Here is a 5,133-nt window from a genome sequence, read left to right on the forward strand (position 1 = left end):
CGGGGGGTGCCGGGGGCGGGCTGGGGCGCGGGGGGGGGGGTGGGGGGGGGGTTGGGGGGGGGGGGGGGGGGGCGCGCCCCCCGGGGGGGGGCGCCCCCCCCGCCAGGGGTGGGCCGGGATCACCGTCCGGCGGCGCTCGGTGGTCAGCGGGCGCTGCCGATGTTCCGGTCGTGTTCGGCGCCTTCGAGCATGAGGGTGGTCTCCTCGATCCGGCGGAAGCGGCCGTCGGGGGCGAACTCGCCGAAGAGGTAGACCTCCACGCGGACGGTGGAGCCGTCGGTCTTGGTGAGGGTCATGGTGTGGCGGTCGGCGTAGCGGTCGCCGTCGACGAGTTCGTCGTGGACCTCGACCGTGCCGCCGGCCACGATCGTGCGCAGGTGGGCGATGTGGGCGAGGAACTCGGTGCGGTTCGCCCAGGTTCCATCGGTGCGCTGGCGGTAGTCGGGGGCGAAGTGGCGGTCGGCGGCCTCATCCAGGTCGAGTCCGGGGGTGAGGAGCAGGTCGGTGAGGGCGGTGTTGACGTCGGTGCGGCGCATGGGGGTTCTCCGGTAGGTCGAGGGCCGAGGGCCGAGGGTCGAAGCTGAGAATATGCGTGCCTTAAGCACGCATCACACCGTACAGGAAAAGCGTGCTCCGTGCACGCTAATCTGGTGGGGTGACGAATCCGACAGGACATGAGATCGCCGAGGCCCTGGGGCTGCTGCTGCGACGCAGCACCCGCGCCGGCCTCCACGCCCACCTGACCGAGGGCTTGGGCGAGGCGGTCGACGAGCTCACCTATCCGCTGCTCAGCGGCCTGGCGCGGACCGGTGCGTGCAGTGCCGCCGACCTCGGGCGCGAGGTCGGACTCGACCGCACCACCGTGACCCGCCGCGCCGACCGGCTGGAGGAGGCCGGCCTGCTGCGGCGCGAGGCCGACCCCGGCGATCGGCGTGCGACGCTGCTCGTCCTGACCGATGCCGGGCAGGGCGCGGTGCGCGTCACCCGGGAACGGCTGGCGGCCCGTATCGAGGGCTCGCTCGCCTCCTGGCCGGCGGCGGACGCGCGGACCTTCGCCCGGCTGCTGCGGGTGTTCGTCGACGAGGGGCCCTTCCAGGCCTGACCCGATAGCGGCGCCTGCGCCCCCTGCGCCCCCGCGCCCAGAGGAGGAGCGCGTGTGCTCCTGTGGGGGGAGGTCGTGCCGTCCTGCGGGCCGATGGCGGACGGGTGGGCGCGCCGTATCGTCGTGCCATGAGCCGAGGACTGCATCTGGACGCCTACCTGCTGGCCTTCGACACCCGGGCCCAGTGCCTGCAGGACCGCACCCGGGCCGGCTTCCTGCTGCGCGCCGCAGCCCTGGCCGAGCTCGCCCACCGGGGCGCCGTCGCCGAGGACGGGGCGGGCCGGGTGCGGATCGTCTCCGCCGCCGCCACGGGGGATCACGTCCTGGACGCGCTGCTCGCGGAACTGGGCGACCGGCCGCGCTCCTGGAAGGCGTGGATCAGGCGCAGCCGCGACGACACCCTGGAGGCCGTCGAGGAGCGGCTCGCGGTGCTCGGCGTGGTGACCATGGCCGACCGCGACCCCTACGGCCCGGTCGCGCCGCAGCGGACGGTGGCGGTGGACGATCCGCGCGAGGCCCTGGACCTCCAGGAGCGGGTGGCAGAGCTGGTTCGCGGCGGTGCCCCGGTTGCCGCTGCGCCGTTCACCGACGCGGTCCTCGCGGCGCTGGCCGCCCACGGGCACCTGCGGCTGGTGCTCTCCAGGCACGACCGCTGGGTCCACGCCAGGCGAATCGCCGCGCTCACCGACCGGCTCGCCGACGAGACCCCGGGCCTGGCCCGGGCGGTGAGCGGCCTGAACCTGACGATGGTCGCCGCCCAGGGCGGGATGGGCGGAGGCTGACCGGCCCCGTGCCGACAGGCCGGTCGCCGGGGAAGGGGCCTGCGCACAGGCGTAGGAACGGGTTCGGGAGGCGGGGCGGGCGGCCCTGTGTCAGCACGGCGCCGACGATGCAACCGACCCGAACCGACCCGCTGCGCCGATCAGTTGCTCACTTCCGCCGCGCCGCCCTCCGCCGGCCGCGCGTGGTGGCGGCTCGGGGGGTGCCGCCACCACGCAGCGGAAGATTACCTCGCTCGTGGCCGACCCAAAATCTATGCGCGCCGGAGTAGACATTGCTCGCTGACAGGTCTAGCGTTTCTCTCGTAGACAGCAGTCGGCGATACCGGCCAGACACGAACTGGCCGGGGTTGTTGGACAGAAGTTCGCAGTTCGGTCCGGCAGCGGAGTCCCGAAGCCAGGCAGGTGCAGGACGGCGACGGGACTGGCTGCCGGACCGGGTGGGCCTTATGCGGCCACCGGCCAGCAGTACGAATTCACAGTTCAGTACATGACAGTTCAGTACAGAGGATGAACGGAGGCGCAAGCGCCATCAGGATCGCCCGGTCCATGAACACTCGCCCGGGCGGACACCGCAGACCCCAACGCAAGGACGGTGGTTTCCGGTCACGCATACGCGATCCCCGCACACCCCCTCGAACGGGCCGGTGCGGAATGAAAGGACCGGCGAAGGCCGGTAAATGGTGGTGTTTCCCTTCGGGGCCCCGGAGCCGACTCGGCGCCGGGGCCCCTCGACGCGTTCTCCCCGGAACCAGAGAGGTGCAGTGACTACGACGACCAGCCCCGGCACACCCGACAAACTCGACGACGACGACTACCCCGCTTACACCATGGGCCGCGCCGCCGAGATGACCGGCACCACCCCCGGCTTCCTGCGAGCCCTCGGCGAGCACCGCCTCATCACCCCGCTACGTTCAAGCGGCGGCCACCGCCGTTACTCCCGCTACCAACTGCGCATCGCCATGCGGGCCCGCGACCTCGTCGACCAGGGCACCCCCATCGAGGCTGCCTGCCGCATCGTCATCCTCGAAGACCAACTCGAGGAAGCCCTGCGCCTCAACGAACAACTCCGCCGCGCCCAGCGCAGCCCGGAGCCACCCGCGCAGACCTGAGCCGCCGGCCACCCGCCTGCAGCCAGGCGCGGGCCTTCACGGCGGAACGCCTGCCAGATGGTGCGGCAGGTCCGCGCCGGCGGGGCGGTGTCTCGCAGCTGCGGTGTCGTCCTCCTGACGGCCGGCATCGGCCCGCCGCGCTCCGGGGTTTTCCCTACCCCGCACGGGCCCGCTGGCCGGATGGATCAGTTCCTCTTGATCGCGGAGGCTGAGCGCATCGCACATGCTCGCCCGATCGGAGAACAAGTGTTCGGCTTGAAGTCCTCGCGCCGCACGGCGGCGCGCACCGTCGCGGTGGCACTGGCCGGAGCGGCGTGCGCCGCCACGATGACCGGCAGCGCCGAAGCCATCGTCAACGGGAAGGATTCCACGCAGCGTTACCCGTCCATGGTGTCCATCCCGGTGACGGGTGTGGACGACCCCACCTTCAAGGGCGTCTGCGGGGGATCGTTGATCGGCTCGCAGTGGGTGCTCACAGCTGCCCACTGCGTGGATCCGGCGCTTGTCACTTTGGACGGCACCGTCCGGATCGGCAGTGAGTGGAAGACGTCCGGGGGCACGGTCCGGTCCGTCGCGAAGACAGTGAGCCACCCGGGCTACAGGAACGGCGATGGCACCGGCCCCAACCGCAACGACGTCGCTCTGATCCGCCTGAGCCGCCCGGTCGCCGAGAAGCCCATCCGCATCGCCGACAAGCCGGGGCGGCCCGGCACCCCGACCCGACTCCTGGGCTTCGGCACCATCGACGACGCACCCGACCCCACCGGATGGGTCTTCCCCAACCGGCTCCAGGAACTCGACACGCGCAGGGGCGCGGTCTCCGAGTGCGCGCCGGGCTTCGCGGACAGCACCCGCCTGTGCACGATCAGCCAGGTGCCCAAGGCCATGGCATGCAACGGCGACTCCGGCGGCCCCCAGCTCCAGCAGGACCGGTACGGGCGCTGGGAACTCATCGGCGTCACCTCGGGTCCCGGCGCCCCAGGCGTGCGCTGCAGCGAAGGCCCGGGGCTCTACACCAGCGCGCCCGCCTACGCGGGCTGGATCCATGAGGTGATGGCGCGCAACGGCTGATTCGGGAGGCCGACACGGTGCCGGTGCCGCCGCGAATACCGGTGTGGTTCATGGCGAGGGGGTCTATTTGTCGGCGGGCTCGCGCAGTGGCCGCGGCCCGCCGGGCATGACCTGGGCGAGGCGGCGGCCCTGCACACCGAGAGCATGGCCGAGGTGTGCAGGATGGGGCGGCTGTTCGGCCTGGGGCCGGGAAGTGTCGGTGCTGGGCGCCACCGTTCATTCTGTCCGTTTGTCCGCTCACCGTCCGAGACATGTGGGTGTCAACCGGGTTGCTGTGAGATTCGAGAGATGCAGGTACCAGCAGCAGGTGCTGGACGAGTCGAGCGGCAGGAGGAGGCCCGGCAGCAGCACGATCAGCAAAGGCTGAGCCAGCTGCTGGCAGACGCAGCCCAGCGTCTGCTGCCCAGGAACTGCAGCACCCCCAAGAGCTATACCGGCGCTGAGCCAGTCCTGTCGCCTGCCCACGATCACGTTGAGTGAGAGGAGAGAAGGGCGCGGGCCCGCGCCGATCGCGGGTAAGGGCCTGCTACATGAGTCGTCAGGTGCGGGTCTGTCCAAGGAGTTCGCGCGGTGGTCAGCGGGCGGGGAGATGTAGCCATCGGCCCCGCGGCGAAAGGTGCGCGCGACGGCTGGGTCCGCCTGCGTGAGTGCCGCTGGGTCTGTCCATAGGCGCGCGCCGCGGCGGGGGTGCCTTGCCGGGCGCGTGTCCAGTGGCGCGCGCCTGCCCGGATTCTGCCTCGTGTCCAAGGTCGTTCACGGCGGCGCCGACGACTACTCAACCGGCGCGACAGGCCACAGCCAGCCGTCCCAGGCAGCCCCAGCGCCGTTCAGCGCCGGGGCTGCCTAACGTTGCCGTTGCGACGTGAAGGATTCACCAGGCCGGGGCTCGGCGACCAGGGGCGGACCGGCCCAGTTCCGTCAGAGCGGCAATCCTGTCATGACCAGGCAGCCGCCGTTGCCGCCGACGCCGGAGTTGTCGCCAGTCTCTGAAAAGTGACCCTCAGCCAGTTCTTGAATGTTGACCCCTTTGGTCATCCTGCGCGGCTCTACTGCGGCGCGCTGCCGCGCA

At 71.6% G+C, this 5,133-nt stretch carries 5 protein-coding genes; 4 read left to right on the plus strand and 1 reads right to left on the minus strand.

The genetic code is table 11. The annotated features are described in order from the left end of the window. Positions 1-143 precede the first annotated feature (143 nt). Positions 144-536: a nuclear transport factor 2 family protein gene (locus ACIG5E_RS35275; RefSeq protein ID WP_396540649.1), complete on the minus strand. Its 393-nt coding sequence runs from the start codon at positions 534-536 to the stop codon at positions 144-146. A gap of 119 nt (positions 537-655) precedes the next feature. On the opposite strand from ACIG5E_RS35275, the gene ACIG5E_RS35280 reads away from it, so the two are divergent. The 4 genes from ACIG5E_RS35280 (at position 656) to ACIG5E_RS35295 (ending at position 4,064) form a co-directional block, all read left to right on the plus strand. Continuing rightward, on the plus strand, positions 656-1,102 hold the full coding sequence (locus tag ACIG5E_RS35280; RefSeq protein ID WP_396540651.1) for a MarR family winged helix-turn-helix transcriptional regulator: 447 nt from the start codon (positions 656-658) through the stop codon (positions 1,100-1,102). A 128-nt stretch (positions 1,103-1,230) separates the two neighbouring features. Next, positions 1,231-1,884, plus strand: a complete 654-nt coding sequence (locus ACIG5E_RS35285) for a GPP34 family phosphoprotein (RefSeq protein ID WP_396540653.1) — start codon at positions 1,231-1,233, stop codon at positions 1,882-1,884. Between the two features lie 827 nt (positions 1,885-2,711). Beyond that, complete coding sequence (locus ACIG5E_RS35290) at positions 2,712-2,993, plus strand: MerR family transcriptional regulator (RefSeq protein ID WP_396540662.1); 282 nt, start codon at positions 2,712-2,714, stop codon at positions 2,991-2,993. Between the two features lie 180 nt (positions 2,994-3,173). Continuing rightward, positions 3,174-4,064 (plus strand): S1 family peptidase, encoded by an 891-nt coding sequence (locus ACIG5E_RS35295; RefSeq protein WP_396540655.1) that lies wholly within the window; start codon positions 3,174-3,176, stop codon positions 4,062-4,064. Positions 4,065-5,133 lie beyond the last annotated feature (1,069 nt).

The organism is Kitasatospora sp. NPDC053057 (assembly GCF_044546945.1).
In the GTDB taxonomy this organism is placed as follows: Bacteria; Actinomycetota; Actinomycetes; order Streptomycetales; family Streptomycetaceae; genus Kitasatospora.